Origin of the sequence: Pueribacillus theae, from assembly GCF_003097615.1 — a bacterium.
Classification (GTDB): domain Bacteria; phylum Bacillota; class Bacilli; order Bacillales; family UBA6769; genus Pueribacillus; species Pueribacillus theae.
Genome location: NZ_QCZG01000002.1, coordinates 83539 through 109646, shown reverse-complemented (window position 1 = coordinate 109646; position 26108 = coordinate 83539). Strand labels below are relative to the sequence as shown.

The 26108-nt window shown below is 41.0% G+C and carries 34 protein-coding genes; 31 read left to right on the top strand and 3 right to left on the bottom strand.

Going from position 1 to position 26108, the window contains the following annotated elements:
* Positions 1-24: 24 nt before the first annotated feature.
* The 3 genes from trhA (at position 25) to DCC39_RS01940 (ending at position 1652) form a co-directional block, all read left to right on the top strand.
* Positions 25-672: a PAQR family membrane homeostasis protein TrhA gene (gene trhA / locus DCC39_RS01950; protein WP_116553194.1), complete on the top strand. Its 648-nt coding sequence runs from the start codon at positions 25-27 to the stop codon at positions 670-672.
* An 87-nt stretch (positions 673-759) separates the two neighbouring features.
* The gene (locus DCC39_RS01945) at positions 760-1254 is read left to right on the top strand and encodes a YusW family protein (protein ID WP_116553193.1); all 495 of its coding nucleotides are present in this window, start codon (positions 760-762) and stop codon (positions 1252-1254) included.
* Between the two features lie 110 nt (positions 1255-1364).
* Positions 1365-1652: a hypothetical protein gene (locus tag DCC39_RS01940; protein ID WP_116553192.1), complete on the top strand. Its 288-nt coding sequence runs from the start codon at positions 1365-1367 to the stop codon at positions 1650-1652.
* A 38-nt stretch (positions 1653-1690) separates the two neighbouring features.
* Here DCC39_RS01940 and DCC39_RS01935 read toward each other — a convergent pair whose 3' ends face one another.
* Positions 1691-1849, bottom strand: a complete 159-nt coding sequence (locus DCC39_RS01935) for an FbpB family small basic protein (RefSeq protein WP_116553191.1) — start codon at positions 1847-1849, stop codon at positions 1691-1693.
* 208 nt (positions 1850-2057) lie between these two features.
* On the opposite strand from DCC39_RS01935, the gene DCC39_RS01930 reads away from it, so the two are divergent.
* The 3 genes from DCC39_RS01930 to DCC39_RS01920 are packed head-to-tail and all read left to right on the top strand — an operon-like array spanning position 2058 to position 5080.
* On the top strand, positions 2058-2372 hold the full coding sequence (locus DCC39_RS01930) for an ArsR/SmtB family transcription factor (protein ID WP_116553190.1): 315 nt from the start codon (positions 2058-2060) through the stop codon (positions 2370-2372).
* Between the two features lie 13 nt (positions 2373-2385).
* Positions 2386-4491, top strand: coding sequence for a heavy metal translocating P-type ATPase (locus DCC39_RS01925; RefSeq protein WP_116553189.1), 2106 nt, complete (start codon positions 2386-2388; stop codon positions 4489-4491).
* Complete coding sequence (locus DCC39_RS01920; RefSeq protein WP_116553188.1) at positions 4484-5080, top strand: SCO family protein; 597 nt, start codon at positions 4484-4486, stop codon at positions 5078-5080. Before DCC39_RS01925 ends, DCC39_RS01920 begins: the two co-directional genes overlap by 8 nt.
* A gap of 22 nt (positions 5081-5102) precedes the next feature.
* Here DCC39_RS01920 and DCC39_RS01915 read toward each other — a convergent pair whose 3' ends face one another.
* Positions 5103-5489 carry an SA1362 family protein gene (locus tag DCC39_RS01915; protein ID WP_116553187.1) on the bottom strand — a complete coding sequence of 129 codons (387 nt, stop codon included), beginning with the start codon at positions 5487-5489 and terminating at the stop codon, positions 5103-5105.
* A 41-nt stretch (positions 5490-5530) separates the two neighbouring features.
* On the bottom strand, positions 5531-6484 hold the full coding sequence (locus DCC39_RS01910; protein WP_116553186.1) for a DUF1385 domain-containing protein: 954 nt from the start codon (positions 6482-6484) through the stop codon (positions 5531-5533).
* 134 nt (positions 6485-6618) lie between these two features.
* On the opposite strand from DCC39_RS01910, the gene DCC39_RS01905 reads away from it, so the two are divergent.
* The 25 genes from DCC39_RS01905 to ahrC all read left to right on the top strand — a co-directional run bounded on the left by DCC39_RS01905 (position 6619) and on the right by ahrC (position 25945).
* Complete coding sequence (locus tag DCC39_RS01905; protein WP_116553185.1) at positions 6619-7125, top strand: YqhR family membrane protein; 507 nt, start codon at positions 6619-6621, stop codon at positions 7123-7125.
* A 254-nt stretch (positions 7126-7379) separates the two neighbouring features.
* A complete protein-coding gene (gene aroQ, locus DCC39_RS01900) occupies positions 7380-7811 on the top strand; it encodes a type II 3-dehydroquinate dehydratase (protein WP_116553271.1) in 432 nt (143 codons plus the stop codon).
* A 24-nt stretch (positions 7812-7835) separates the two neighbouring features.
* Entirely contained in the window at positions 7836-8897 is a 1062-nt protein-coding gene (locus DCC39_RS01895; protein ID WP_116553184.1) for a M24 family metallopeptidase, read from the top strand.
* Between the two features lie 24 nt (positions 8898-8921).
* Positions 8922-9479 carry an elongation factor P gene (efp, locus tag DCC39_RS01890; protein WP_116553183.1) on the top strand — a complete coding sequence of 186 codons (558 nt, stop codon included), beginning with the start codon at positions 8922-8924 and terminating at the stop codon, positions 9477-9479.
* Positions 9480-9610: 131 nt separating this feature from the next.
* The gene (locus DCC39_RS01885) at positions 9611-9901 is read left to right on the top strand and encodes a YqhV family protein (protein ID WP_116553270.1); all 291 of its coding nucleotides are present in this window, start codon (positions 9611-9613) and stop codon (positions 9899-9901) included.
* Between the two features lie 75 nt (positions 9902-9976).
* Entirely contained in the window at positions 9977-10900 is a 924-nt protein-coding gene (gene spoIIIAA / locus DCC39_RS01880) for a stage III sporulation protein AA (RefSeq protein WP_116553182.1), read from the top strand.
* Positions 10897-11409 carry a stage III sporulation protein SpoIIIAB gene (spoIIIAB, locus tag DCC39_RS01875; protein ID WP_116553181.1) on the top strand — a complete coding sequence of 171 codons (513 nt, stop codon included), beginning with the start codon at positions 10897-10899 and terminating at the stop codon, positions 11407-11409. The genes spoIIIAA and spoIIIAB overlap by 4 nt, the downstream gene beginning before the upstream one ends.
* A 33-nt stretch (positions 11410-11442) precedes the next feature.
* Positions 11443-11649 (top strand): stage III sporulation protein AC, encoded by a 207-nt coding sequence (gene spoIIIAC, locus DCC39_RS01870; protein WP_116553180.1) that lies wholly within the window; start codon positions 11443-11445, stop codon positions 11647-11649.
* Positions 11650-11655: 6 nt separating this feature from the next.
* Positions 11656-12051, top strand: coding sequence for a stage III sporulation protein AD (gene spoIIIAD, locus DCC39_RS01865; RefSeq protein ID WP_240613488.1), 396 nt, complete (start codon positions 11656-11658; stop codon positions 12049-12051).
* A 28-nt stretch (positions 12052-12079) separates the two neighbouring features.
* Positions 12080-13318, top strand: a complete 1239-nt coding sequence (gene spoIIIAE / locus DCC39_RS01860; protein WP_407071828.1) for a stage III sporulation protein AE — start codon at positions 12080-12082, stop codon at positions 13316-13318.
* Positions 13319-13341: 23 nt separating this feature from the next.
* Positions 13342-13965 (top strand): stage III sporulation protein AF, encoded by a 624-nt coding sequence (gene spoIIIAF, locus DCC39_RS01855; RefSeq protein ID WP_165820757.1) that lies wholly within the window; start codon positions 13342-13344, stop codon positions 13963-13965.
* A complete protein-coding gene (gene spoIIIAG / locus DCC39_RS01850) occupies positions 13962-14612 on the top strand; it encodes a stage III sporulation protein AG (protein ID WP_116553178.1) in 651 nt (216 codons plus the stop codon). The genes spoIIIAF and spoIIIAG overlap by 4 nt, the downstream gene beginning before the upstream one ends.
* A gap of 2 nt (positions 14613-14614) precedes the next feature.
* Positions 14615-15196 (top strand): SpoIIIAH-like family protein, encoded by a 582-nt coding sequence (locus tag DCC39_RS01845; protein WP_116553177.1) that lies wholly within the window; start codon positions 14615-14617, stop codon positions 15194-15196.
* 151 nt (positions 15197-15347) lie between these two features.
* A complete protein-coding gene (gene accB / locus DCC39_RS01840; protein ID WP_116553176.1) occupies positions 15348-15869 on the top strand; it encodes an acetyl-CoA carboxylase biotin carboxyl carrier protein in 522 nt (173 codons plus the stop codon).
* 12 nt (positions 15870-15881) lie between these two features.
* Entirely contained in the window at positions 15882-17240 is a 1359-nt protein-coding gene (gene accC, locus DCC39_RS01835; protein WP_116553175.1) for an acetyl-CoA carboxylase biotin carboxylase subunit, read from the top strand.
* Between the two features lie 13 nt (positions 17241-17253).
* Entirely contained in the window at positions 17254-17658 is a 405-nt protein-coding gene (locus tag DCC39_RS01830; RefSeq protein ID WP_407071823.1) for an Asp23/Gls24 family envelope stress response protein, read from the top strand.
* Positions 17659-17736: 78 nt separating this feature from the next.
* A complete protein-coding gene (gene nusB, locus DCC39_RS01825; protein ID WP_116553174.1) occupies positions 17737-18126 on the top strand; it encodes a transcription antitermination factor NusB in 390 nt (129 codons plus the stop codon).
* Positions 18123-18986: a bifunctional methylenetetrahydrofolate dehydrogenase/methenyltetrahydrofolate cyclohydrolase FolD gene (gene folD, locus DCC39_RS01820; RefSeq protein ID WP_116553173.1), complete on the top strand. Its 864-nt coding sequence runs from the start codon at positions 18123-18125 to the stop codon at positions 18984-18986. The genes nusB and folD overlap by 4 nt, the downstream gene beginning before the upstream one ends.
* A gap of 5 nt (positions 18987-18991) precedes the next feature.
* Entirely contained in the window at positions 18992-20344 is a 1353-nt protein-coding gene (xseA, locus tag DCC39_RS01815; RefSeq protein WP_116553172.1) for an exodeoxyribonuclease VII large subunit, read from the top strand.
* The gene (locus DCC39_RS01810) at positions 20334-20579 is read left to right on the top strand and encodes an exodeoxyribonuclease VII small subunit (RefSeq protein WP_116553171.1); all 246 of its coding nucleotides are present in this window, start codon (positions 20334-20336) and stop codon (positions 20577-20579) included. The genes xseA and DCC39_RS01810 overlap by 11 nt, the downstream gene beginning before the upstream one ends.
* On the top strand, positions 20576-21478 hold the full coding sequence (locus tag DCC39_RS01805) for a polyprenyl synthetase family protein (protein ID WP_116553170.1): 903 nt from the start codon (positions 20576-20578) through the stop codon (positions 21476-21478). Before DCC39_RS01810 ends, DCC39_RS01805 begins: the two co-directional genes overlap by 4 nt.
* Positions 21479-22149: 671 nt before the next feature.
* Entirely contained in the window at positions 22150-22746 is a 597-nt protein-coding gene (locus tag DCC39_RS01800; protein ID WP_116553169.1) for a hypothetical protein, read from the top strand.
* Between the two features lie 15 nt (positions 22747-22761).
* Positions 22762-24645: a 1-deoxy-D-xylulose-5-phosphate synthase gene (gene dxs, locus DCC39_RS01795; protein WP_116553168.1), complete on the top strand. Its 1884-nt coding sequence runs from the start codon at positions 22762-22764 to the stop codon at positions 24643-24645.
* Positions 24646-24649: 4 nt separating this feature from the next.
* Positions 24650-25465 (top strand): TlyA family RNA methyltransferase, encoded by an 816-nt coding sequence (locus DCC39_RS01790; protein WP_116553167.1) that lies wholly within the window; start codon positions 24650-24652, stop codon positions 25463-25465.
* A 30-nt stretch (positions 25466-25495) separates the two neighbouring features.
* Entirely contained in the window at positions 25496-25945 is a 450-nt protein-coding gene (ahrC, locus tag DCC39_RS01785; RefSeq protein WP_116553166.1) for a transcriptional regulator AhrC/ArgR, read from the top strand.
* Positions 25946-26108: the final 163 nt, after the last annotated feature.

The window sequence follows — 26108 nt, the reverse complement described above, 5'->3', positions numbered from 1 at the left end:
ATATACACGGAAGAGGTGTTCATGATGGCGGCTACCCATACATTTACCCGGAGAGAAGAGATCGCGAATGCAGTGACACATGGAATTGGCGCTTTGCTTAGTATCGCCGCGCTTGTTCTATTGGTTGTATTTGCAAGTTTAAACGGTACAGCATGGCATATCGTCAGTTTATCGATCTTTGGCGCAACCATGCTTTTGCTTTATGCGTCTTCGACATTAGTGCATAGTTTTCCCGAAGGAAAAGCAAAAAACTTATTTGAAATTTTTGATCACGGCGCCATTTATTTGTTTATCGCGGGCACGTATACGCCTTTTTTGTTTATTGTTGTAAAAGGGGCGCTTGGATGGACGTTGTTTGGCATTGTTTGGGGAATCGCGTTAATTGGGGTCATCTTTAAAGTGTTTTTTGTGAAAAAGTTTTTATTTTTGTCCACTATTTTTTATGTGGCAATGGGTTGGATTATTATTTTCGCTTGGAATTCGCTTGTTGCCAGCCTTGCATCGAATGGTGTGCTCTTGCTTGTTGTTGGCGGCATTCTTTATACCATTGGAACGATTTTTTACGTATGGCGGTTGTTTCCGTTTCACCATGCAGTTTGGCATCTATTTGTCATTGGCGGATCGACATTTCACTTTTTATCAGTGTTTTTTTATGTATTGCCATGGAATTGAAAGATAAGCTGAACATCCGGGTTGTTTAAAATTGCGCCGGAAGGAAATAATAGGACTATTTCTAACCGCGGTAGGAGGAGATGTTCAGTGAGAAAAGAATTGCTATTGGCTATGCCGTTACTTCTTGTATTTGCGGCATGTTCGCAAGAAAATACGCCGCCCGATGATCCAACCCATGTTGAAAATCGAGAAAACACGGCGAATACGGCCGATGACCAGCATAATGAGACTGTTGACCCCATGGGTGAACAAATGGATCAGCTTTCCTTCAATGAATACGAATTAGATTTGGATTTTAATGGTTCAGATGATAACTTTGAAATTGAATTTAAAAAACGGACCGACGGAACTGTGGATGCGGAATACAAAGATCAGCGTAAAAACATAAATTCAAAAGGTGAAGAAGCTTTTAATATGCTGTTCCCTAAGCTGAAAGATATGAATATTGATAAAGAAACACCAGAAGAGGATGTTATTTCAAAGTCGTTGGAAGCATTCGAAATCGAGAATGATTATAAAGAACTTGACTTGGAAATTGTATTTAATGACGGGACAAAAAAAGAATATAAACAAAACCAGTAAAGCGGAGCGTAAAAGTTTCGCTTTCTTTCATATTTAAACCGGCTATTCTATGTGAAATATAGTAAAATGCTTGTTGAACGAAGTATGAGTTAAGTGGTGGGGAATAAAAAATGATAAAACGATTTTTCCTTGCGTTGATTATGTTTCTGTCTTTAAGCATGCATCCAACGGAAGTGAAGGCTGAATCTTCATTGCTTCAAAGCAATTTAGCGACTGCTTCAGTATCAGACAGTTCGATGGATGATGCTGCTCTAGAAAACAATGAAATGAAAGTGCCGGCGAAAGAAGCACATGAAAATCCGCAGAAATGGGTCAATATTATTTTGGTCATTGTCTTCGTTTTAGCAATCGCAGGTTTTATTACGATTGGGATCATTATGAAAAAAAGCGAAAAGTAAAGAAAACACCTGATTCTTTTTTGAATCAGGTGTTTCTATTAATAAGAACCAGAACCGGCTCTTTCGACTTTTATTTTTCTGGAATGTTTCTCATCGATTTGTTTTTCGATTCTTTCCATTTCTTTGTTATTTCTTAATAATTCTTCTTTATTTTTACTCACTAATTCTTTGAAAGTGAACATTTTTACTTTTCTCATATTTATCCGCTCCTATATATTTATATTTTGTATCTAGCTCTATTTTACCCCAAATAACTAATTTTAAATCTATTAATTATTAAAATTGTTTGAACTTTATTTGTAAATCATTTAATATTTCAGCAAGTACCCCTTTTAATTAAATATTTTTAATGATAATATGAACATATGCTCATATGATACATAAATTGAATGCAGGAGGCATGTAATGATAAAAAGTTCAAACAACGATAAAGAATTGAATGAGGAAACACTAGTAACGGTGGCCCAAACGTTTAAAGCTCTTTCAGACCCAACAAGGATTCGAATTTTGTATCTTCTTTCGCAAAGGGAGTGCTCTGTAACTGAAATTGCAGAACAACTTTCTTTAGGGCAGTCAACCGTTTCACACCAACTTCGGTTATTAAAAAACTTGCGCCTTGTTAAATATAAACGTTCCGGCAAATCGCTTATTTATTCTCCGGATGATCAACACGTCATGTCCATGCTGGAGCAATCCATCCATCATGCGGTCCATGATTAAAGGAGTGGCATGAATGAAAGCATACAAATTAAAGGGATTGTCTTGTCCAAATTGTGCAAGCGATTTGGAAAAAGAGATTCAAAAAATAAAGCACGGTGAAAATGCAAAAATTAGCTATAATAAAGCACAGCTTACGATAAACGAGAAAGTGGATTTAGAGAAGGTGAGGGGTATCCTTTCCAGCGATGGCGCTTCAATTGTAGTGGAAGATGATGGGGAACATGATCATACCCATGGCAGTCTTTTAAAATGGTATTTGATTGTATCTGCGATTATCTTTTTTATGGCTATTTTTCTTGAAAATGCAATAGAACGCCCATTTCTAATCATTTCGATGTATGTGGCGGCGATGGCGTTAAGTGGGTATACGACCTTTTTTAAAGGGGTAAAAAATCTTTCGCGATTAAAATTTAACATTGATACATTAATGACGATTGCTTTGATTGGTGCAGTTTCGATTGGAGAATGGAAAGAAGGAACACTTGTCGCTATTCTATTCGGATTGAACGAGTACTTGGAAGGGCTTGGCATGGAGAAAGCCAGACATTCAATGGAAAAGCTGTTGGAAGTCGCGCCTAAAGAAGCCATACGCATTGAAAACGGCGTTGAGCAGGTTATCCCTATCGACGCGCTAAAGGTTGGCGATCTTGTCCTTATAAAGTCGGGGGAAACGATACCATCAGATGGCATTGTGATAGAAGGCAGAAGCTCAGTAAATGAAGCTGCCATAACCGGGGAATCGCTGCCTGTTGATAAGGAAATTGGCGAAAGCGTTTTTGGCGGAAGCTTAAATAATGAAGGGGTTCTTAAAGTTGAAATCACAAGGGCGTATGAAGATTCTTCGCTTGCGAAAGTATTGCATTTAGTCGAGGAAGCACAGGAAACGAAGACGCCCACAGAGCTGTTTATTAATCGGTTCGCAAAATATTACACACCTTTCATTATTGTATTTGCCGGCCTTGTGATGGTTGTGCCGCCATTATTTTTTAATGCATCTTGGGGAGAGTGGTTTTACCAAGGTTTGGCTGTTCTGATCGTCGGCTGTCCTTGCGCGCTCATTCTTTCGTCACCAATTGCTAACATTTCGGGAATTACACGCAATGCACGTAATGGTATTCTAGTGAAGGGATCCGTTTTTTTGGAATGGCTTGGCAAAATTGATACAATTGTGTTTGACAAAACAGGAACGCTTACAAAAGGCGAGCCGCATGTCGAGAAGATGATTGAATACGATAAATCTCGTTTCTTACCTGTCGCAGCAGCAATCGAAAAGTCTTCTTCCCATCCGTTAGCGAAGGCGATCATGAAAAAGGCTGAAGGCATTTCAACTCTATTAAAAGAGCCGGAAGAAATTAGAACGGTCTCCGGACAAGGGGTAGAAGCGGTCATTGATGGAGAAAAGTATTGGCTAGGGAATGAAGAAAGCATTGGACACTTGTCTGTTCCAAATGATATTCAAGCAGACATTCAACGTTTAAAAGAGGAAGGTTTGACGATTGTCCTTGTTGCGGATCAAAAAAGCATCTTAGGATGTTTCGGAATTGAAGATGAGATTCGCTCCGAAAGCAAAACAGTCATTCAGGCGTTGAAGAAGGCCGGGATAAAGCGGACAGTGATGTTAACAGGCGACCACCAGCAAACTGCACGTAAAGTGGCGAACCAAATCGGATTGACAGACGTCTACAGCAACCTCCTTCCTGAAGATAAAGTTGAAAAAGTAAAAATGCTTGCCAAAGATGGGAAAGTGGCAATGGTTGGGGATGGAATCAATGATGCCCCGGCTCTTGCGACAGCGGATATTGGTATTGCGATGGGAAAAGGAACGGACAGCGCCATCGAGACGGCTGACATCGTCCTCATGCAAGATCATCTTGGCAAACTGCCAAATGCGATTAGGGTTGCTAAAATGGTTAATCGCCTAATCAAAGTAAATATCGCCATCGCATTAGGCCTTAAAGCGATTGCTTTGCTGCTTACGATACCAGGGATGCTGACACTTTGGATTGCGATTCTCTCCGACATGGGTGCAACCATTATCGTAACGATTCTAAGCTTAACTGTGTTAATTGAACGGAAAAATAAAAACGGGCAAAAGGCGGGAGAATTAGTGCATGAATAAAAGAAAGAAAAATGTAACCATGGCTGTTATTTTAATGATCATCGCCTCGATTGGCGGGTTGCTCTATTGGCTATGGGTAAAATCAATTGCTCTCCCTATTTTAGGCGAGCTGAATAGCTATGAAGCGGAAACAGTAGATGGCGAAAAATTTATGATTCAAGACGGAAAAGTCAAAGTCGTTTTATTTGCTGAGGAAAACTGTTCTGATGAGTGTGAAGAAATGTATGGAGCGTTAGAAGAATTGCAAGAAAGGCTTAAAAAAGACAAAAACTTTGGCACAAAGGTTGACATGCTTTCCATTGCGGAAAACCCTCAAATGGATAAGAAAATCATCGAACACTATAAAGACACGTACCATGTGGACGTGAAAGGTTGGAAATTTCTTTTCGTCCCTAATGAAAAACTCGAATTATTCAAGAATCAAATCAATGATAAGAAAGAAGCGGAGCCTTCAGTAACATTAATTGATGCAAAAGGCAACATTCGCCAACACTATCAACTGAAAGATGAAGAAGAGATAGAACAGCTTAGAAAAGATATTAATCAATTAATCCGCATTCACCAGCAATCCATTGAGGAAAGAAGATAAATAAAATAAAAAAGAATCGCCGTTAAAACAACGCGCGGTTCTTTTTTTTGTTTTTCTTGCCTTCAATTACTGTAAAGTTATGCTTTTCGTTCTTTTTAAGCAGGGCGGGCTTTCTAGGTTTTAATTTGTTTGAACCGATCACTCTGAGGTGAGGGGCTTTTGTACGAACTTTTTGCTTTTGCTTTTGCCTTTTGGCTGACTGCTTGACAGCACGTTGATAATTTGAATCTGCTGCTCCGCGCGCTTTATCTCTAAAAAACATTCTGTAAATGAGATAGACGCCACCGATGATAATGGCATATAACGCGATCGTTCTGAGTAGCCTGAGGGGTTCGTTAATGAGAAAAGATGCAAAACCGATAACGGCGAACAAAACCAATGCAGGAACTACAAAACGAGAAAAACGCACGATTTACACCTCCTTGGGAGTAAACGAACTAGAGGACACACTTATATGATTTTTGGCTGCTGTTTTTCTAATTCGTATTGTTCGTCTCTTTTTAGCATTTCCTGAAAAGATAAAATTGAAACCTCTACTTGTTTATTTGTTGGTTCTTTTGTTGTTAAAAGCTGTAGCCAAAGTCCAGGATAGCCTAAAAACCTGAGCACAGGAATGTTGCGCATTTTATTCGTTACTTGTAATACTTCGAACGAAATCCCAAGCACAACAGGGATTAAGAAGATACGGTAAACGAGACGTTGCCACAGCGGATCATATGGTACGAACATATAGACGAATACTCCAACAATGACTGTAAATAGAATAAAACTGCTGCCGCAGCGATAGTGAAGGCGAGATTGTTTTTGAACATTTTCAACGGTAAGGGGATATCCATTTTCATAAGCATTGATTACTTTATGCTCGGCCCCGTGGTATTGAAACACCCTTTTAATGAGAGGTGTCATCGAAATAAAATAAATATAGCCAAGCAACAAAATTAATTTTATCAATCCTTCGATAAGATTCTGCTCAATGCGCCCAGGGAAAATCGGCAGCATGAAATTAGCAGCAATCGCAGGGATGATTGTAAATATAAATTTCCCAAACAAGAAGGTTAATACTCCGATTGTAGCCGCGCCTAAAATTAAAGCAAGTTTGGATCCTTCCTTATCCTTTTCGGCAAGCACTTTTTCATCATCTTTCGGATCAACGTCATATCGATCAGATGAAAAGTTCAAATGCTTTGTGCCATTCCCGCTCGCTTCGATAAGAGCAACGACCCCGCGTAAAAAAGGGATTTTTTTTAACTTGTTTAACGAAGGTCTTGGTTTCCTTTTTACTTCGAAATATTCAATCGAATCATCTTTTCTACGAATTGCAGTGACATACGTGTTTTTTCCGCCAAACATTACACCTTCTATCACAGCTTGACCCCCGTATGCGGGCGTTTTGCTCTGTGCCAATTTCTATTCACCAACCTACATGTGGATTTACTAGTTTCTATTTTACAGGAAATTCATAAAAACCTCTACATTGAAGTGTTTCGTAGTTATGGAAAAGAAAAAACTGAACATATTAATTGGAGAGGTGATGGTACATGGAAAATCAAGAAAATCAGCATGATCAAGAGAAGAAAGAGAATGAAAACGGTGTAAATTTTTTAACCGAAGTGGTTACGATTGGATTTTTCGGCGGCTTCATTTGGAGCATTGTTAATTTTGTTGCTTATTACTTAAATTTATCGAAAGTGGGCCCCGCGCTTATCCTTAACCCTTGGGCGCTAGGCGATTGGAAAAATAAAGTTCTCGGCCAATTGATCGGAATCCTTGTCATCGCGGTATTGTCCATCGGCGTCGCGTTTGTCTACAGGGCTATTTTAGCAAAAGTCAAAAGTGTTCTTGCGGGTGTGCTCTTTGGAGCGGCGATCTGGGGAATTGTTTTTTATTTATTGAAACCGATTTTCCCGGATCTTAAGCCATTGCATGAATTAGGTTGGAATACCATTGCAACGACGCTATGCATCTATCTTTTGTATGGCCTCTTTATTGGTTACTCCATCTCGTTTGTTTACGCCCAAAAATATAACACATCGAACAAGCCGTAATATGAATCCAAAACCAGTTCGTCTATTCAAATAAATGATGCTGTGATAAAATGTTGAATACATTGAATTATGATTCAATCATAATCTCAACAAGTTCTTAATAGAAAGGCTTTGTTATTGTCTAATGTTGATAGATAAACATTAGCGGGGACGATTTTGGCCTTAAGGAAAATCCGCTTCCCGGAAGGTAAATCATGCCCGCGAGGTTATCAACAGCATTGTTTAACAGAACCAACAGAAAAGAAGGAGATAATTTGCAAAAAATTTTTGTGCTGAATGGCCCTAACTTAAATCGGTTAGGCAAACGCGAACCAGACGTCTACGGTTCGAAAACGTTGAAAGACTTAGAAGAAAAATTAGTTTCTTCCAGCAAAGAATGGAACTGCATGATTGTATGCAAACAATCCAATCATGAAGGTGACCTCATTGATTGGATACATGAAGCGGAAGATGAAGGTGCGATTGGCATCGTTATTAACCCCGGTGCGTTCACTCATTACAGTTATGCCATTCGTGATGCGATTGCGGGCGTTTCGATTCCTGCCATCGAAATTCATATTTCCAACGTTCACACTCGTGAAGCGTTTCGCCACACTTCAGTTATCTCACCGGTTACAAGAGGGCAAATTGTAGGCTTTGGTTTTTATGGGTATGAAATGGCTGTAAGGGCCCTGCTCGAAAATTAAAAAAAAGCTTGGTGGTGAACAAATTTGCTGCGTGTCCAAAAGTTAAGAGAAGTGATGAAAAAATGTAACATCGACAGTATGCTGATTACAAGTTCAAGTAATTTAAGGTATATGACGAATTTTACCGGAACGGCCGGGATTGCTCTCATCTCATTAAATGAAGCGAAATTTATTACAGATTTCCGTTATACAGAACAAGCCAAAGAGCAAGCGAAGGGCTATGACATTGTCGAACATAAAGGAAAAATCATCGAAGAAATTGCAAAACAAGCTGAAAAAATGAAAATAAACCAGCTTGGATTCGAAGAAGATCATGTTACATACAGCACGTACCAAACGTATAAAAAAGAAATCCCAGCCCAACTCATCCCTGTTTCTGGAATCATCGAAGAATTAAGATTAATTAAAGACAACACCGAAATTCAAATCGTAAAAGAAGCAGCTGAAATCGCAGACGCGGCATTCGAGCATATTATTACATACATAAAACCAGGGATGCGCGAGCGTGAAATATCTGACGAACTTGAGTTTTTTATGCGAAAAAAAGGCGCCACTTCTTCTTCATTTGACACCATTGTCGCTTCAGGTTATCGTTCAGCATTGCCTCACGGCGTGGCGAGTGACAAGGTCATTGAGGAAGGTGACTTCGTGACACTTGATTACGGAGCATACTATAAAGGCTATTGTTCAGATACGACAAGAACCATTGCGGTTGGCGAGCCAAGCGATCAATTAAAAGAAATTTATGCAATCGTTTTGGAAGCCCAGCGGCTAGGTGTTGAGGGAATTAAACCTGGGATGTCAGGAAAAGAAGCTGATGCACTAACAAGAAATTATATTAAAGACAAGGGATACGGTGATTACTTCGGGCACTCGACAGGACATGGGATTGGACTGGATATTCATGAAGGCCCAACGCTATCCGTTAACAGCGAAACGATTCTTAAGCCGGGAATGATTGTCACGGTCGAACCGGGAATCTATTTATCCGGAATTGGCGGCGTAAGAATCGAAGACGACATATTAATAACTGAAACAGGGAATAAAAGATTGACAAAAGCAACAAAAGAATTAATCATTCTATAGGTGTTTCAAAAAGGAGGGCAAAATATGATATCAGTTAACGATTTTAAAACCGGCCTTACCATTGAATTTGATGGGGGCATATGGCAAGTCATGGAATTCCAGCATGTGAAGCCTGGTAAGGGGGCGGCATTTGTTCGTTCAAAACTCCGGAATTTACGGACCGGCACTGTGCAGGAAAAAACGTTTCGTGCAGGTGAGAAAGTAGAGAGGGCGCATATTGAGAACCGCCGAATGCAGTATTTATATTCAAGCGGCGATGCTTACACGTTTATGGATACCGAATCATATGAACAAATTGAATTGCCCGCTGCCCAGCTTGAACATGAATTAAACTTTTTGAAAGAAAATATGGAAGTTCATATTCGCACTTACAACGGAGAAACGCTTGGCGTTGAACTTCCGAATACGGTAGAGCTTCAAGTAGTCAAAACCGACCCGGGCATTAAAGGAGACACCGCAAGCGGCGGATCCAAGCCTGCCGAGCTTGAAACAGGCTTAATTGTCCAAGTTCCGTTTTTTGTCAATGAAGGAGATAGGCTCATTATTGACACTAGCAAAGGGGAATATGTTTCACGCGCTTAATTTTGAAAAAGAAGCGCTCCATTTAGGAGCTGGCTTATAGAGGACTTTCTGCACTCAACGCAGGAAGTCTTTTTTTGATCATTTCATCATACGTTAGTACAGGCCAAGTACGCAAAGAAAGGAAGAATGGAATGAAATTTTTTCGCACCTTTCAAGCACAGCTCGATCCTGGTTTATTAGGTATGGCGGTGCTTCGTTTATTCTCGGCGATGATTGAATGTTCAGCAGCTATCGCCATGATTTATTTCAATGATGTAAAAAAAGCGCTCGTCATTAATTCGCTTCTTGCGATTGTCGGTCCCATCATCTTTATAACAGCAACATCGTTAGGTTTAATTAGTGTCGCTGGCAGTGTGTCTTATGGTAAATTGCTCCTTATCATTATAGGTGTAGGTTTTATCCTTATCGGCATTTTAAAATAGCAATCAAGGTATAATTTGTCCACTTTTTCATAATGTGTAATAAGCGAAATAATTCCATTTCAAGAGGGATCACTCATGAATGAAGTGTTTCAAATGCTGCCGAATGCCATTCGGGCATTGATTGAAAAAACATCGCCTACTTTTTTACAAAAAATTGAAGAAATTCGTCTTCGTATCAATCGGCCTCTGGAAATTATCGTTGAAGGAAAGCCGTATTACCCCAAATTAAACGGCAGTCCGCACATTGTTTCCAAACAAGATGCCATTTATTTATTAAATAAATTAAGCGATTATTCTTTGTATGCATTTGAAGAAGAATTAAAAAGAGGATATATCGCTGTGAAAGGTGGCCATCGAGTCGGAATTTCTGGGAAAGTGACAATCGAAAAGGGAGAAGTGAAAGCGATCAAGGAGATTGGCTCCTACAATATTCGAATCGCGCGCCAAAAAATTGGGATTGCAGAACCTTATATTCCTTATCTTTACGATAAAAGATGGTTGAACACATTAATCATCGGTTCTCCCCAAACTGGGAAAACAACGCTTCTAAGGGATTTAGCCCGCATGATCAGCACCGGAAGCAAAAAACACCATATTGATCCGAAAAAGGTGGGCATTGTTGATGAACGCAGTGAAATTGCAGGTTGTGTAAAAGGTGTTCCGCAGCATAGTTTAGGAGACCGTGTTGATGTTTTGGATGCTTGCCCAAAAGCGGAAGGCATGATGATGATGATTCGTTCAATGAGCCCTGATGTCATTGTTGTTGATGAAATTGGCAGAAAAGAAGACTGTGAATCGATTATCGAAGCATTAAACGCAGGCGTCCAAATGATGATGACTGTCCACGCGAATTCGATGGAAGATGTTTATTTGCGGCCAATGCTCAAGCCGATACTGGATAGTCGTATTTTTGATCGTTTTGTTGAGTTGACGAGACGGGATGCGCCAGGATTTGTCCGTGCGATCCGCAACCATGACGGAGTAGACTTGCTCAAATGAAATGGTTTGGAGCAATCCTTATCATCGCAGCGACAACCTGGATTGGCTTCGTTGCAGCAAAGCGGCTACGGGAAAGAACGAGTCAGCTAAGGCAAATAAAAGTGGCACTTCAGTCGTTGGAAGCTGAAATTGTATATGGCCTCACCCCTTTAACTGAAGCCGCTGCCAAGGTTGCGGATCATGTGGCAGAACCGGTGTCCACCTTTTTTCGAACGTTTGGGGAAATCCTTCTCGAAGGGCAAAAGGGTGTATCTGAATCTTGGAATGAATCCCTTAACAAAACAAAGCAAGCGACATGTTTGGAAAAAAGTGAAATTGAAATATTAAAGCAATTTGGAGCAACACTCGGCCAGCACGATAGGGAGCATCAGCAAAAACAGATTAAATTAACACTGCTTCATCTTGAAAGGGAGGAAGCTGAAGCGAGAGAAGAACAGCTCCGTTACGAAAAAATGATGAAAAGCTTAGGTTTTTTAGCAGGATTATTGGTCGTGATTCTATTGTTATAAATACTTTTTGCGTTGCTTGATGGAGGGGAAGGAATGACACAAGATGTCAATATCATCTTTCAAATCGCAGGAATTGGAATTATAGTGGCAATGCTGCATACCGTGTTAAAACAAATGGGCAAGGAAGAATATGGCCATTGGGTGACGCTTATCGGCTTTATCGTTGTCTTATTTATTGTCATCACCAAACTAAACGATCTATTTCATAAAATTAAAGGTGTTTTTCTATTCCAAAGTTAGGGGGTGTTGGCGATTGAAGTCATGCAAATTACCGGGCTCGGCTTAATCGCAACCTTCCTTATTTTAGTCATCAAGGAACAAAATCCTGTCTTTGCCTTTTCGATCACACTGATTGTTGGGGTCATTATCTTTATTTTTCTCATTGATCAAATTCAGGCGATCTTCTTGCTGTTAAATCAGCTAGCGGATCAAGCAAATATTAATTTAGTTTACGTTGAAACGATTTTGAAGATTATTGGCGTTGCTTATATTGCGGAATTTGGTGCGCAAATTACGAAAGATGCGGGACAAGGATCAATCGCTTCGAAAATTGAACTGGCCGGCAAACTGATTATTTTAGGAATGGCTATTCCCATTTTAAAAGTTATTATTGAGACCGTTCTAGGCCTTTTGCCAACTTAAAATCCGAAGGAGAATAACGATGGAAAGGATGAATCAAAACAATGAAAGTATGGTTCTAAACGGAAAATGGTTTGTGGCCGTGTGGCTTATTATCGTATTCTCAATCAGTTGGACAAGCACGAACGAAAGTATGGCCGCAGAGCCGCCATTGGCTGAATCTAATGAAGAAGAAAACACCATCGAGCCATTAGTCGATGAGCAAATCGAAAACATTGATTTAGGCGATATAAAAGATTTTTGGGACAGTATCGTAAATGAGTATGGCGGGTTTTTGCCTGAAAGCCAAAAGGGTTCATTTATGGATTTTGTAAAAGGGGACAAATCGTTTTCTTTTCAGCAATGGCTGATTGGGGCTTTGAAATTTCTTTTTCATGAACTTGTCGCCAACGGCAAGCTGCTTGGCTCATTAATTTTATTAGCTGTATTCGCCGCCATTTTGCAAACGATTCAAAATGCTTTTGAATTTCACGCAGTAAGCAAAGTGGCTTATTCCATTACGTATATGGTCCTCATTATTCTCGCGCTAAACAGTTTTCACGTTGCGATAAATTACACCGAAGAAGCGATTCAAAGCATGATGAGTTTTATGGTTGCGCTCATTCCTTTACTGCTTGCATTATTAGCTTCCCTAGGAAATTTTTCATCTGTCGCTTTTTTTCATCCTGTTATCGTGTTTCTTATCAATACGAGCAGTTTATTAATTGTTAAGATTGTACTCCCGCTTTTGTTTTTGTCGGCCATTTTGCATGTTGTCAGTTCGTTGACAGACCACTACAAAGTAACAAAGCTTGCAAACCTACTCCGAAATATCGCACTTGGAGGTTTAGGTATTTTCTTTGCTTTGTTTCTAGGTGTGATTTCGATACAAGGCGCCTCCAGCGCAATCGCTGACGGGGTGACGATACGCACGGCTAAATTTCTTGCCGGAAACTTTATTCCTGTCGTTGGAAGAATGTTTACAGACGCTACCGATACGGTGTTAAGTGCATCACTTCTTCTGAAGAACACGATTGGGCTTGCCGGTGTCGCTATTTTACTTTTACTGGCGTTTTTTCCGGCAGTTAAAGTCTTGGCCCTCGCTTTAATTTTTCATATCGCGGGAGCTGTTTTGCAGCCTTTAGGCGGCGGACCGATTGTTGAAAGCCTTGATGTCATCGGAAAATCTGTCTTATTTATTTTTGTTTCACTTGGAGTTGTATCATTAATGTTTTTCCTCACAATCACAATCATGATCGGAATGGGAAATGCTGCATACATGATGCGCTGAAAATGGCAGGAAGGGGGAGCAATGTGCAAGCACTAAGCGAATGGGTAGGAAATATCGTTATCCTGATTTTAATCGCCGTCATTATGGATATGCTTGTGCCGAATAATAGTTTGCATCAGTACGTCAAAATGGTCATTGGGCTCTTGCTCATTCTCCTTTTGCTCTCTCCGCTATTATCGATTTTTTCTTCGGACAAAGATAAAATCTTCGAATCGATAAAATTTGAGCAAGCGATTTCGGAAAATGTCTTTGAAAAAAAGATGAATCATAAGAAAAATGAAATACAAGCCACCCAAGATGCATATATTGAAGAACAAATGGCTGTCCAAATGAAAAACCAGGTGGAAGAGGAGCTGATGGAGCAATATGAGGTAAGTGTCGAAAAGATTCGCATCAATTTTAAAGAGAAAAGCGATCGAACCTATGAAAACATCCTCGGTTTACAAGTATTTCTTACGACTAACAAAGAAAATCAAGTAAAAAATGTAGAGCCCGTCGAGGTAGTAACAATTGGGGAAGAGCAATCATTTACATTAAAAGAACGAGGAAAAACAAATGAGATACGCAAGTTTCTTGCGAAGCAATGGGGGATTGATGAGGAGAAAGTTACTGTCGAAATGGCAGGAAGGGAAAGGGAAAAGTTGTGAAAAAGGAAGAATTGAAAAAAGCATTTCAAAAACTCATTGAACCAAAAGGAGAGAAAAGCAAAAAGCCATTTAACATATACTTCTATTTGCTCCTTGGGTTAGGTGTTGCCATTATGCTTTTAAGCAATATGACTTCGACTTTCCAAACAAAAAATGAACCAGAAATGAGCAATACAAATGCTGAAGAATCCGAGGAAAAAGATGCGTTTGCCAACCGCTCTTCCAACCCTTCCACAATTGTTGAATATGAAGAATATTATGAAAGGCAGGTCCGGGACATTTTATCAGATGTTATTGGAGTCTCGAACGTCTCTGTAAAAGTAAACATCGCTTCAACAGAAAAGAAACTCTACGAAAAAAACAGAAGAAACGAAAAGCAAGTAACAGAAGAAAGCGATCGTGAAGGAGGCACGAGAACGATAGAAAACAATTCAATGGATGAAGAAACGATTATCGTAAGAGACGGCGATAAAGATAAGCCAGTTATTATCGGAAGTGAAAAGCCGAAAGTAACCGGAGTCATCGTTGTTGCGCAAGGTGCCGAAAGCATGCAAGTAAAGCAGCAGATTATTGAAGCTGTCACACGATTTCTCCACGTCCCAAGTTATCAAGTTTCGGTTTTGCCGAAAAAAATAAAGGAGGAGTAACATTGGTATTGAAAAAACAAACAGCATGGCTTTTAACGATGTTAAGTTTAATTATTGTATTATCTGTCTACTATATCGTTTCGCCTGGTGAATCGCCTACAAATGTGGCGTACGTTGAAGATGAAGAGAAACAAACAAACAACGAAGCGAAAGATGCCAAAGAAGAACTTGAAACCTCAAACAAAGAAGCTGCTGAAGATCAAGCGGAAGTAACAACCATTTCAAGCGATGAAACATTTGCAGCGCTAAGAATTAAAATTAACGAAGCAAGAGAAAAGCAGCTGGCAGAGTATCAGGAAGTCGTTGCCTCAGGAGAAATTTCAGCAGAGATGAAAAGTGAAGCATTCAATAAAATGGAAAAATTAAACGACCAATCACAACAAATCACCGTATTGGAAACATTGTTAATGAATCAGCTAGGCTACGACGATGTGATTGTGAATCCAATCGATGGGGAAAATTTTAATATTATTGTTAAAGCAGACGAGGTATCAAAGAAAGAAGCGAATGATATTATGCGCAAAACGGTTGAACAGCTTGGAGAAGGCAATGTAAGCAATGTGACAGTTGAATATGCAAAGTGATGATCGATTAGAAGAGCCGAAGGTGGATTGCCATCGGCTCTTTTCGCTCGACAAATTTTTTTTAAGTAAACTATACTGTAATTAAGCGGTATGCTATAATTATTCAAGAATTTTTAAATTTTTTGTTTTTAATATGGAAGGAGTAAAGCAAATGTTTAAAGTACAAGAACTACGTGAACTCATTCGATTGGTCGATCAGTCATCAATCAATGAATTTACTTACGAAAACGAAGGAACGACAATCACATTGAAAAAAAATGCAGGAGCGGCAATTGTTCCTGAAGTTCAGCAAGCAGTAGAAAAAGTGGTACAAGCTCCTGCTGCGGAAGCGCTTCAACCGAAGGTTGAACAAAATACACAACCGGCGCCTGCGCCAAGCCCTGCAGCCGAAAAAGCAGAATCACAAGCTGAAAAAACGCAAGATCAAAGCAATTTACATAAAATCGAATCGCCAATGGTGGGAACTTTCTATGCGGCTTCCTCCCCTGATAAGCCTCCTTATGTAAAAGCCGGCGACAAAGTTGAAGAAGATACGATCGTTTGCATCGTCGAAGCCATGAAACTATTTAATGAAATTGAAGCAGAAGTAAAGGGCGAAATTGTTGAAGTTTTAGCTGAAAACGGCCAACTTGTTGAGTATGGACAACCACTATTTCTCGTTAAACCGGAATAAGGGGCGGCGAATATGAATATAAAAAAAGTTTTAATCGCAAACAGAGGAGAAATTGCTGTACGGATTATCCGTGCATGTAAAGAACTTGATATCGAGACTGTTGCCGTTTACTCAGAGGCTGATAAAGACGCCCTTCACGTTCGATTAGCAGACGAAGCATACTGCATTGGACCTACAGCAGCGAAAGACAGCTACTTAAACTTTACGAATATTATGAGCATCGCCACTCTAACTGGTGTTGACGCCATCCACCCGGGCTACGGTTTTTTAGCCGAAAATGCTGACTTCGCCGAAATATGCAAAGAATGCAACATTACGTTTATCGGCCCAAGCCCTGAAGCTATTACAAAAATGGGTACGAAAGATATTGCCCGCTCAACAATGAAAAAGGCAGGGGTACCGATTGTTCCGGGGTCGGAAGGCATCATCGGGAGCGTGGACGAAGGGCTTGAGATCGCGTCTAAAATTGGTTATCCTGTTATTATTAAAGCAACGGCTGGCGGGGGCGGAAAAGGTATCCGTATCGCACGTGACGAGAAAGAATTAGCCAACGGCATTAATATTACACAACAAGAAGCGGCAACTGCTTTTGGCAATCCAGGGGTCTACATCGAAAAATTTATTGAAGATTTCCGCCATGTTGAAATTCAAGTGCTTGCCGACAACTATGGAAATGTGATTCACTTAGGTGAACGTGACTGTTCCATTCAACGCCGCCTTCAAAAATTGGTTGAAGAAACGCCGTCGCCTGCAATTGATGAAAAGAAACGGCAAGAGATGGGAGAGGCCGCTGTTAAAGCAGCTGCAGCCGTTAATTACTCCGGTGCGGGGACAATTGAATTTATTTATGCTGCTGACGGAAATTTCTATTTTATGGAAATGAACACCCGCATCCAAGTTGAACATCCTGTAACAGAAATGGTTACCGGAGTCGATCTTATCAAGCAGCAGATTTATGTTGCGGCGGGTGAAAAATTATCGATCAAGCAGGATGATGTCACATTTAACGGCTGGTCGATGGAGTGCCGTATTAATGCGGAAGATCCGAACAAAAAATTCATGCCTTCACCTGGCAAAGTGGAGATGTATTTACCGCCGGGAGGATTGGGTGTAAGAGTCGATTCGGCTGTTTATCCCGGTTACGTCATTTCGCCATTTTATGATTCAATGGTTGCGAAACTTATTACTTACGGCGCGACGAGAGAAGAAGCAATCTCTCGGATGAAGCGTGCACTTGATGAATTTGTGATCGACGGAGTAAAAACGACGATTCCTTTTCACTTAAAACTTTTAAATCACGAAAAATTTGTTGAAGGTGATTTTAATACGAAGTTTCTTGAGCTGTATGATTTAAGTGATAAAGAAAACTAAGGGGTGAAAAAACTTGGTTGAAAGCCAAAGCTTTGAGATGAACAGTCAGACAGATGAACTTGGTAAGGTTGAGATTTCGCCTGAAGTTATTGAAGTAATCGCTGCGATTGCGGCATCAGATGTCGAAGGGGTTTCTTCAATGCGGGGAAACTTCGCAACCGGTGTTGCGGAAAAACTCGGCCGAAAATCGCACCGAAAAGGCGTCAAAGTTGATCTTACCGATCAGGGCATCATTCTCGATGTTTTTGTTGTGATTGAATATGGTTTTTCCATCCCATCTGTCGGTCAGGAAATTCAAACGAGCATCCGCCAGGAATTGCAAAACATGACAGCACTTGATGTAAAAGAAATTAACATCCATGTAGTAGGTATCCATTTTGAACAAAAAGATAACCTTATAAGTGATACTGAATATTAATGATAAAAATCAAAGGGGATCCCCTTTGATTTTTATCATTAATTGATTACTAAGTGGATGTTAAAAGGAGATAAAATATTGAAGAGAAGACAAGCCCGTGAAAAAGCAGTACAAGCTCTTTTTCAAATGCATTTGAATGAGACCGATATTAATGAAACAATGGATTATGTGTTGAATGACGAAGAAACCGATCCTTTTTTTGAACGGCTCGTTGAAGGAACAATCGCAAATCTAGATTCAATTGACAGTACGATCAAAAAACATTTAGAAAACTGGCGTTTTGACCGGATTGCAAATGTTGATCGCGCGATTTTACGTCTAGCTGTCTATGAATTGAAGTATGAGGAAGATATTCCTTCAAATGTTACGTTGAATGAAGCGGTCGAACTTGCCAAAACATTTGGCAGTGAGGAGTCCAAACGTTTTATCAATGGTGTTTTATCAAAAATTTTAGGGGGAGAACAATGACTGCACAATTGATTAGCGGAAAAGAACTGTCACAGAGAAAAAAAGAAGAGATGAAAAAAGCAGTTGAGGCATTAAAAGAAAAAGATGTCACGCCTGGTTTGGCAGTTATTATTGTTGGAACCGACCCGGCATCCCAAACCTATGTTAGAGGAAAACAAAAGGCCTGCCAGGAAGTCGGCATCCATTCGCTTCTCATTGAAATGCCTGAAGAAACATCAGAAGAAGAACTGCTTGCTAAAATCAGGGAACTTAATGCAGACGATACGATCGATGGGATCCTTGTTCAGCTTCCACTCCCAGCTCAAATCAATGAGCAGGCTGTTATCGACACCATATCACCTGAAAAAGATGTTGATGGCTTCCACCCGATTAGTATCGGACGTATGATGACAGGGCAAGAAACCTTTTTGCCATGCACACCACACGGGATTTTAGAAATGGTCAAGTCAGAACAAATTGAGATTGAAGGCAAGCATGTTGTTGTCGTTGGACGCAGCAATATTGTAGGAAAGCCTGTCGGGCAATTATTTTTAAACGAAAATGCGACCGTAACGTATTGCCACTCCCGTACAAGAAACCTAAAAGAAATCACAACACAAGCAGATATATTGATTGCGGCCGTCGGAAAAGCCCATCTCATTAACGGGGAGCATATTAAAGACGGTGCAACGGTAATCGACGTCGGCATTCATCGTTTAGAAAATGGGAAATTAACAGGGGACGTCAACTTTGAAGAAGCAAAGGAAAAAGCCGCATACATTACACCAGTTCCCGGCGGGGTGGGGCCAATGACGATTACAATGCTATTACATAATACGATCCTTTCCGCAAAAAGGTTTCGCCTGAATAAAGGCGAGTGACGTATATGGAGCAAGATCGTTATCTATCGATAACCGCGCTTACCCGCTATATAAAAAGACAGTTTGATCGCGATACTGTCTTGAACGATGTATGGGTTAGAGGGGAATTGTCCAATGTTAAACTGCATTCCAGAGGACATATGTATTTTACTTTGAAAGATGAACGATCAAGAATACAATCTGTTATGTTTTCCAGCCATAACAGCAAATTGGCGTTTCGGCCGGAAAATGGGATGAAGGTGCTGGTACGCGGCGAAGTGACAGTTTATGAGCCATATGGCCAATACCAGCTATATGCGAAAGAAATGCAGCCTGATGGGATCGGAAACTTATTTCTCGCTTTTGAAGAATTAAAGAAAAAGCTGGAGCGTGAAGGAATTTTTTCGAGTGAAAGAAAAAAGCCGCTTCCTGTTTTTCCGGTTGAAATCGGTGTTGTCACCTCAAAGACAGGTGCTGCGGTACGCGATATTTTCACAACGATAAAACGGCGTTATCCATTGGCGAGAATTACGCTTTTTCCTGTCTATGTACAAGGCGAATTGGCTTCCGAATCGATTGCAAAAGCGATTAAACAGGCGAATGAACTTCGCATGCACGATGTTCTCATTGTAGGTAGAGGTGGAGGTTCGATTGAAGATTTATGGCCCTTCAATGAAGAGATTGTAGCCAGAAGTATTTTTCATTCAGAAATTCCAATTATATCAGCTGTCGGGCACGAAACCGATGTGACGATTGCGGACTTTGCTGCGGATGTAAGAGCCGCTACCCCGACCGCAGCCGCGGAATTAGCGGTGCCGCACGTTTTAGAATTAAATGAGCGTGTGAACGAGCGGAAAGCGAGGCTAATACGAGCGATTGCCGCAAGGCTAGATGCCGAAAGAGAGAAGCTGGCCCGCTTGCAAAAATCGTATGCCTTCCGTTATCCTGCTCAATTAATACGGCAAAAGAATCAAGAGCTGGACCGTTTAATTGAACGTTTAACAAGAGAGGCAAAACTGCAGCTTAATCAAAAATATGAACAATGGAGAAACATAAATAAATCCATTCATCGCCATCACCCGGAAAAATTAATTATCCAAGGGAAAGAGAGACGCAAACAATTAACGAAAAGATTAGCTCGGGAAATGCAGCAATTGACCAATCGAAAAAAAATGCTTTATCAGCAAAGCATTTCAAAACTGGATGCGTTGAGCCCTTTGAAAGTGATGGATAGAGGGTACAGCCTTGTAACAAAGGATGACGTTGTTGTGAAGTCTGTATACGATGTGAATCCAGGTGACATGATCCAGGTCAATGTAAAAGATGGGTTGCTCGATTGCCATGTCTGGGGATTGGAGGAATCAAAAAATGAGCCATGATTTAGATACCGAAAAACAGCCATCATTTGAAGAAGAAATGGAAGAGCTTGAAACGATCGTTGAGCAGCTTGAAAATGGGGATGTTGCATTGGAAGAGGCCATTCATTTATTCCAAAAAGGTATGAAACTATCGAAAAGCTGCCATGATAAATTAAAAGCAGTAGAGGAAAAAATTGATCAAATGATCGACGAAGAAGGAGAAATTATGCCTTTTACAATTCAGGAGGAAGAATGACATTAACGAACTCACATATCATTCCTTATTTAAAACAGGCAAAAGCAAAGATTGATGAACAGCTTCGTATAGAAATTTCTAAATTAAACGGGCCGAAAGTGTTAATTGATGCGATGAATTACTCCCTTGAAGCGGGAGGAAAACGCTTAAGGCCGATCATGCTTCTCGCAACACTTGAAGCGTTTGGACAAAATAGTGAAAAAGGCATTCCGCTTGCCTGCGCGGTTGAAATGCTTCACACGTATTCGTTAATCCATGATGACTTGCCGGCTATGGATAATGACGATCTCCGAAGAGGAAAACCGACGAATCATAAGGTTTTCGGCGAAGCAAACGCGATTCTTGCAGGGGACGCTCTTTTGACATACAGCTTTGAAATGATCGCATCGCTTGACGATCCTGAAATTACAAGCCAGATGAAAGTAGAATTAATTAAACAATTGGCCCAAGCGGCAGGCGCGGAAGGAATGGTTGGCGGGCAGACAGAAGACTTGATTGCGGAGAATAACCCCAACCTGACAGTGGAAGAACTGGAACATATACACGTTAATAAAACAGGGAAATTATTTATCTATTCAGTGCTGGCCGGTGCAATTTTGGCCAGGGCAAATGAAGAGCAAATGAACCATTTGGAGCAGTTTGCATACCATCTTGGTATTGCTTTCCAAATACGGGATGACATTCTTGACATTGAAGGAGACGTCGAAAAAATCGGCAAGCCTGTCGGGAGTGATTTTGAAAATGAAAAAAGCACCTATCCAAGTCTTTTAACAGTTGATGGAGCAAAGAAAAAACTGAACGAGCATGTCGATAAAGCGATTAAATTTTTATATAAAGCGAATGTGAAGCATGAACAGCTCGAAACAATTTCAATGTATATCATTCATCGTGACAATTAATTGGTAATCGTGGTATAATATTATTACTTTATGGGGTGGTGCAGTATTCTAGTCAGCCTCCCATTTCTGAAGGCGGGCCTAAAAATCCGCTAAAGGGCACATCGATGAAGTTCCTTGTGGCGGCTTGAGGCGCCCAGCCTTGGGTCGATGCTGGGAGTTAAGGTTGCGGGGCGATCCACAAAGGCATGTGGGCGTTGACCCTGCTTCCGTGGAGGCCCATACTTGTAATATACGTCTTCGAAGCGTTTTATTACGGGATGGGGTATGAACCTGTTTTGTGGGGCAACCCGCTAACAGCGTAGCCTGCCTTGAGTGATGTTGAGGGGATTGCGGGTACCGATTTCCTAGAAACTGGACCGGTCGTTTCGGAAATTCGCTGTCGCATGAAATCAACATTGCAAAAGAGGCTAGGAAATGGTTCAGGGTTGTTGAGGAAAACTCCTAGACTGTTCGCATTTGACATTTAGAGGGGATTGCAGTACGGACTAAGTGGTAATCCAGTCCGGCGTTTGGCAACAGCGCTGATACCGCTTTAAAGGGAAACCGCCAAAGTGGCGACACTTCGGCAGCGGTATGGGAAAACCTACTGGACCTAAGCCGTAGTTTTTACCCTTTAAATGACTACTCCTTTTACATAATCATTCACTCGTTACTTACATAAAGGAGTAATTATGAAGCTTCCTTTTGACAAATCAATCAATTGGAGTGTAGCAATAGCCGTTATCACGTTCGTGTTAGCGGCTCTTTTTTCAATCATATCTACCGCCATGCTAAATGGAGTCTCTTGGGCTGCAGGCATGGTTATTGTTTTTTGTATCGTGTTAATCGGTATCATCTTTGATATTATTGGTGTAGCTGCAACTGCAGCAGCAGAAAAACCATTTCATGCGATGGCTTCGGAAAAAGTACACGGAGCGAAACAAGCGATTCTGATCTGCAGAAATGCTGATCGCGTTGCGAGCTTTTGCAATGACGTGATTGGAGATATATCGGGGATTGTAAGCGGAACCGCATCTGCCGTTGTCGTTATGCAGTTGGTGTTTCAATTTGGACAAGGAGACGGAACGATTTTCCATGCAATTGTCTCTGTCGTTTTTACAAGCATTGTAGCGGCGGCAACCGTCGGGGGAAAAGCGCTTGGCAAATCGTATGCGATTCTTCATTCAAAGAATGTTGTCTTTCAGGTTGGTCGACTGTTATATTTAATAGAAGAAAAATTAAAAATTAAAATTTCCCCTTTCTTCGTAAAAAGGCAGAAATTGAAATGAAAGAGAGGAATATCAATGGATCTTAGAACGATTAAAGATCCCTCGTTCATAAAACATTATTCGCAGGCGGAATTGGCGGCATTAGCCGAAGATATCCGTTCATTTCTCATAAAAAAATTATCGGTAACAGGCGGCCATCTTGGGCCAAATTTAGGGGTGGTTGAGTTAACGCTCATCCTTCATAAAATGTTCGATAGCCCAAAAGATAAAATTATTTGGGATGTTGGACATCAATCATACGTTCATAAAATTTTAACAGGAAGAGCAGATCAGTTTGAGACGTTAAGACAGTATAAGGGTTTGTCGGGGTTTCCGAAGAGAAACGAGAGCGAACATGATGTTTGGGAAACAGGGCATAGTTCTACTTCACTTTCAGCCGCAATGGGAATGGCGATTTCGAGAGATTTAAGGGGCACTAACGAACATGTCGTTGCAGTCATCGGAGACGGAGCGCTTACTGGGGGAATGGCGCTTGAAGCACTGAACCATATCGGTGACGAAAAGAAAAATTTGATCGTCGTTCTAAACGACAATGAAATGTCCATTGCGCCTAATGTAGGGGCATTGCACAATATCCTTGGGCGTATGCGGACCGCAGGCAAATATAACAAAGTGAAAGATGATATTGAATATTTAATGAAAAAAATTCCTGCATTCGGAGGCAAAATCGCCAGCGTGGCAGAAAGAGTGAAAGATAGCCTTAAATATTTGCTCGTTTCAGGCATGTTTTTTGAAGAGCTTGGTTTTACTTACTTAGGCCCTGTTGATGGGCATAATTTAGACGATCTATATGAAAACTTAGGCTACGCTAAAAAAACAAAAGGGCCGGTTCTTGTCCATGTCCTAACGAGAAAAGGGAAAGGCTACTTTCCTGCTGAAAGCGACAAAGTTGGGACTTGGCACGGGTTGGGTCCCTATAAAATTGAGAGCGGTGAAGTCGTAAAGCAGCCGGCTAAGGCACCGGGGTACAGCCAAGTAGTAAGTGAAACATTAAGAAAAATTGCAAGGAAAGACGAAAGAGTCGTTGTGATTACGCCGGCGATGACAATTGGTTCCAAACTTGAAAAATTCGGTGAAGAGTTCCCTGATCGGCTGTTCGATGTTGGAATTGCAGAACAGCATGCAGTGACGATGGCTGCTGGACTTGCAATTGATAAAATGAAACCTGTTTTATCGATTTATTCAACATTTTTACAACGTGGCTACGATCAGCTTGTCCATGATGTATGCAGGCAAAATTTGAATGTGTTTTTCGCTATTGATCGAGCCGGTTTTGTCGGTGCGGATGGCGAAACACACCACGGCGTCTTTGATATTAATTTCATGCGCCATGTACCGAATATAACAATCCTAATGGCGAAAGATGAAAACGAGCTTCAGCATATGGTTTATACGGCGGCACAGCACGATGGGCCAATCGCTGTTCGTTACCCGCGCGGCAACGGAATCGGTGTTCCTATGGATGGCGAGTTAAAGAAAATTCCGATTGGCGAATGGGAAGTGTTAACGGAAGGCTCAGACGTTGCTCTTCTCTCTTTTGGGCCCATTTTGCAAGAAGTATTGCAAGCTGCAAAGGATCTTAAAAAAACGGGAATCTATGCGCGTGTCATCAATGCCAGAAGCATTAAACCGCTTGACGAATCAATGCTTTTGAAATTAGGTACTGAGGGGCTGCCAATCGTTACAGTTGAAGAAGCTGCACTGCAAGGTGGATTTGGAAGTGCTGTATTGGAGTTTTTAAGCGACCACAAATTCAATGCAGTCATTGAACGGATGGGAGTGCCTGATCGTTTCATTGAACATGGCAGTGTGCCGGAGCTCCTTGAAGAAGTAGGATTAACAAAGTCCGACATCGTGCAAAATGTTAAAATGATAATTCAAAAACAGCTGAGGGCATAAGCCAATGGATAAGAGAGAAAGAGTCGATCTTTTGCTCGTTGAGAAAGGATTTTTTGAAACGAGGGAACAAGCAAAAAGGGCAGTAATGGCAGGGCTCGTTTTCAGCGGCGAAAAACGGATTGATAAACCCGGAATGAAAATAGATTCCGAATCTGTCATAACTGTGAAAGGATCGAAAATGAAATATGTGGGCCGCGGAGGGCTCAAGCTTGAAAGAGCAATCGAATGCTTTAAACTAAATCTTAAAGGTATAACTGCCATCGATATTGGCGCCTCAACCGGAGGCTTTACTGATTGCATGCTCCAGAATGGCGCAAATAAAGTGTATGCCGTCGATGTTGGCTATAACCAGCTTGCTTGGAAGTTGCGGCAGGATGAACGTGTTATTGTGATGGAGCGCCTAAATTTCCGTTACGCGGAACCGGAAGACTTTGAAGAGGATAAGCCTGCTTTCGCAACGATTGATGTATCCTTTATCTCCTTGAGAAATATTTTGCCGAGACTCACTGAAATCATTGAGAAAGAAGGATTTGTTGTAGCCTTGGTTAAGCCGCAATTTGAAGCCGGCAGGGAAGAAGTCGGCAAGAAGGGAATTGTACGGGAAGCAAAAACGCACATTCGTGTGCTACTTGAGATGGTTGACTTTTCCCGGCAGCTCGGTTATTCGGTTTGCGGTCTCACGTACTCCCCGATAACGGGGGGAGACGGAAATATTGAATTTTTGCTTTTATTGCAATGGACAGGCACCGGAGAGGTTTTGGACGCTTTAAATCCGGAGCAGGTTGTTGCAGAAGCTCATGAGCAGTTAAAGAAAACATAAAATGTTGTTGCGGAATGTGGGGTGAGTTGAGTGACGAAAGGCCAACGCCATATTAAAATCCGGGAAATTATTACAAATAGAGAAATAGAGACGCAAGATGAACTTGTCGAAGCTTTAAAAGCAGCAGGCTATAATGTAACCCAAGCAACCGTTTCGAGGGACATTAAAGAGTTGCATTTAGTTAAAGTCCCTATGCAGGATGGCAGATACAAATACAGTTTGCCTGCTGACAATCGTTTTAATCCGCTGCAAAAATTAAAAAGGACGTTAATCGACAGCTTTATAAACATTGATTATGCGGACAATTTGGTTGTATTGAAAACCCTCCCGGGAAACGCGAACGCCGTCGCTGCTTTAATTGACAATTTGGATTGGGAAGAAATCATGGGAACGATAAGCGGCGATGATACAATCTTAATCATTTGCCGGGGCAAAAAACAGAGCCAAAGCATTACGAAGCGGTTTTTAGGCATGCTTTGAGAGGATGTTCAAAAAGTCCGGGAACGATAGGCTGCGAATCTCTTCGTCAGCTTGCTCTTCCGTTACTCACGTATCCTACAAACATACGCTGCGTTACTCAGAGCTACGCTTCCTCGATCTTCTTGCCTCTCGTTGTCCTCCTTTTTGAACACGTATTTTAAAA